We start from the raw sequence: 3247 nt of genomic DNA, 5'->3' as shown, positions 1-3247 counted from the left end.
GCCGTTCCTGGTCATCGACCTGATCGTCGCCACCATCACGATGGCGATGGGCATGATGATGCTGCCGCCCACGGTGGTGTCGCTGCCGTTCAAGATCCTGTTCTTCGTCCTGATCGACGGCTGGAACCTGCTTGTCGGCAGCCTGGTGCGCTCCTTCAACTGACACTGCCGCGCCGGCTCGAAATTCCAGCAATATATTTTCGATTAACCGTCCGGTTTAGCCCTTTGGTAGGGACTTGCCCGCATATTCGCTCGCAGATGGCGGGTGATCGATTTCAGAGATCATTGGCATGATGCCGCACCGTCATACCGGGAGGCCCGGTATGTCAAAAAAACACCTGTAAAAACCAAGGTACGAGTACCATGTCCAGCATCATGACGAACTCCGCCGCGTTGACGGCTCTGCAGAGCCTTAACGCCACCAGCAAATCCCTCCAGGACACCCAGGCCCGCATCTCGACCGGTTATCGCGTCTCGCAGGCCTCGGACAACGCCGCTTACTGGTCGATCGCCACCACGATGCGCTCCGACAACCAGGCAATGTCCACCGTTTCGGACGCTCTCGGCCTCGGCGCCTCGAAGGTCGACACCGCCTATACCGGCATGAACAGCGCGATCTCCACCATCAACCAGATCAAGGCAAAGCTGCTGGCTTCCTACGGCCAGACGGACGCCTCGAAGGAAAAGACCCAGACCGAAATCACCGCTCTTCAGGCGCAGATGAAGTCCTACGCCGACGGCGCCACCTTCTCCGGCACCAACATGCTGTCCGTAGACAGCGGCTCAACAGCCACGACGGCTGCCGATGTGAAGATCCTTTCGGCCTTCAACCGTGACGCGGCCGGCGCATCTTCGATCTCGACCATCGACGTCAAGGTGGAAAGCATCAAGCTCTATGAAGCTGGTACCACCTCGGGCCTCGCGAAGGGCATCCTTGACACGTACCGCCTCGGCAGCGACGGCAGTGTGGCCGCAGCGGTCTCCGGCACGCAGACAGCTCTAGGGGCGGCTGCACTGGCCACCGACACCTATTCGGCCGCCTCGCTTTCCATCTTCTCGGGTGGCACGGCTGCCAGCGATTCGCAGATCAAGCAGATGCTGACCGTCATCGACTCCGCGCTCGCCGATATGACCAACTCGGCCACCACGCTCGGCGCCGCCAAGAGCAGTATCGACCTGCAGAAGACCTTCACCTCGGACCTGATGGACTCCATCGACCGCGGCGTCGGCCAGCTCGTCGATGCCGACATGAACAAGGAATCGACCCGTCTGCAGGCCCTGCAGGTCCAGCAGCAGCTCGGCGTGCAGGCGCTGTCGATCGCCAACGGTTCCTCGCAGTCGATCCTGTCGCTCTTCCGCGGCTGATCGCCTCCGCTCAACCACAGTTCGCACTAGAAATTCGGGCCGCGCCAAAAGCGCGGCCCTATTTGCGTTTGCTCCAGCCCCGCACAATCCTCGATCCTTAACTCTCAAAAGCCAGCTTTTAACAGGCTGTTAACCATGCCGCGCTAGTTATGGTTAACCAATAGCTTACGACAGTTGGCGAATCGGTCCGACCGGCACGATGCCAATCGTTGAACAGGCCCATCCGGCATGTCTGAGCATGTCGGCTTTTGAGAAGGAGCGACTTTCTTGGCGAGCATCATGACCAACGCCTCGGCGTTAACCGCACTTCAAAGCCTCAGCGCCACCAACAAGTCGCTCGAACAGACACAGGCCCGCATATCGACCGGCTATCGGGTCTCGCAGGCTTCGGACAACGCCGCCTATTGGTCGATCGCCACCACCATGCGCTCGGACAATTCGGCCCTGTCGACGGTGCAGGATGCACTCGGCCTCGGCGCCTCGAAAGTCGATGCCGCCTACACCGGCATCACCAACGTGCTGACGACGATCGGCCAGATCAAGACCAAGGTGTTGTCCATGGTCGGCCAGACGGATGCCGCCAAGGCGAAGACCCAGACCGAGATCAAGGCGCTTCAAACGCAGATGAAGTCCTTTGCCGATGCGGCCACCTTCTCCGGCTCGAATTTCCTCGCGGTGACCTCCAAGCAGGTCACGTCCGCCAATGATGGCGTCCAGCCCGACTCGCAGATCGTGTCCTCATTCAATCGCTCTTCATCCGGCGCTGTCTCGATCGGAACGATCAACATCAATGTCGAGGGCACCAAGCTTTTCGACTACGGCCTTGCCGCCGAAGTCAAGAACCAGGGCGTCCTCGATCGCCAGACCTCCATCTATTCCACGGGCGCCGCCCAGACCCTGTATGACAACGCCTATGCTGGCGTGATCGCGGGCGGAGGAACGGATATCGCCGCGAACACTGCCGGCCAGACGGCGGCGGGAGCGGTCACCAAGGTCGACAATATTTCCGCCTACAACCTCGACATCACGGCCCCAGGGGTGACCGACGGCATCATCACCCAGATGGTCACCATGATGGACAAGGTCATGGCCCAGTTGACTGATTCCGCCACCATCATCGGTTCGGCCAAGAGCTCGATCGACCTGCAGAAGACCTTCACACAGAGCCTGATGGACTCCATCGACCGCGGCGTCGGCCAGCTCGTCGACGCCGACATGAACAAGGAATCGACCCGCCTCCAGGCCCTGCAGGTGCAGCAGCAGCTCGGCATCCAGGCACTGTCGATTGCCAACAGCTCCTCGCAGTCGATCCTGTCGCTGTTCAAGAACTAATCGCGGGCGCCACCGGCGCCTCCTTTTCGCACTCCGATTGACGGGCCGCGCCGCAAGCGCGGCCCGATTTCATTTTCGCACAAGCTTCGAAGACTAGAGTTCCGGCGGACAATCATGCTGGGAGTCGTTGAACCGTGCCGGAACAGATCCAGAGCATCATCTCGAATCTCCGCGGGTTTGGCGTGAAGCGCCTCGCCATGCTGGCGGGCATCGCCGTTCTGGTGATGGGCGTCATCGGCATCGCCTCGGTCTATCTCAACCGCCCCGCCTACGACACGCTCTATGTCGGACTCGACCGCGCCGACGTGAACCAGATCGGCCTGGTGCTCGGCGAAGCCGGCATCGGCTTCGATGTCGGCGCCGACGGAACCTCGGTTCTGGTGCCGGCCGGCACCACCGCCCAGGCGCGCATGCTGCTTGCCGAAAAGGGCCTGCCGACCAGCGCCAATGCCGGCTACGAATTGTTCGACAATGTCGGCTCGCTCGGCCTCACCTCGTTCATGCAGCAGATCACCCGCGTGCGCGCGCTGGAAGGTGAGATCGCCCGCAC

At 61.2% G+C, this 3247-nt stretch carries 2 protein-coding genes and 2 pseudogenes; all 4 read left to right on the top strand.

Annotation, left to right across the window (positions count from 1 at the left end):
• Window positions 1-163: pseudogene (locus EN991_RS29090) on the top strand (flagellar biosynthetic protein FliP); the annotation flags it as partial.
• Between the two features lie 200 nt (window positions 164-363).
• Window positions 364-1365 carry a flagellin gene (locus EN991_RS29085; protein ID WP_013529788.1) on the top strand — a complete coding sequence of 334 codons (1002 nt, stop codon included), beginning with the start codon at window positions 364-366 and terminating at the stop codon, window positions 1363-1365.
• 267 nt (window positions 1366-1632) lie between these two features.
• Window positions 1633-2697 (top strand): flagellin, encoded by a 1065-nt coding sequence (locus tag EN991_RS29080; RefSeq protein WP_024502691.1) that lies wholly within the window; start codon window positions 1633-1635, stop codon window positions 2695-2697.
• A 134-nt stretch (window positions 2698-2831) separates the two neighbouring features.
• Window positions 2832-3247: pseudogene (locus tag EN991_RS29075) on the top strand (flagellar M-ring protein FliF); the annotation flags it as partial.

It is taken from the genome of Mesorhizobium sp. M7A.F.Ca.US.005.03.2.1 (assembly GCF_003997795.1).
GTDB classification, from domain to species: domain Bacteria; phylum Pseudomonadota; class Alphaproteobacteria; order Rhizobiales; family Rhizobiaceae; genus Mesorhizobium; species Mesorhizobium ciceri.
This window is presented reverse-complemented; position numbering and strand designations above follow the sequence as displayed.

Bases quoted from the DNA above. Each gene is read 5' to 3' on its own strand.
- EN991_RS29085 (WP_013529788.1), top strand. From the start codon at position 364: ATGTCCAGCATCATGACGAACTCCGCCGCGTTGACGGCTCTGCAGAGC.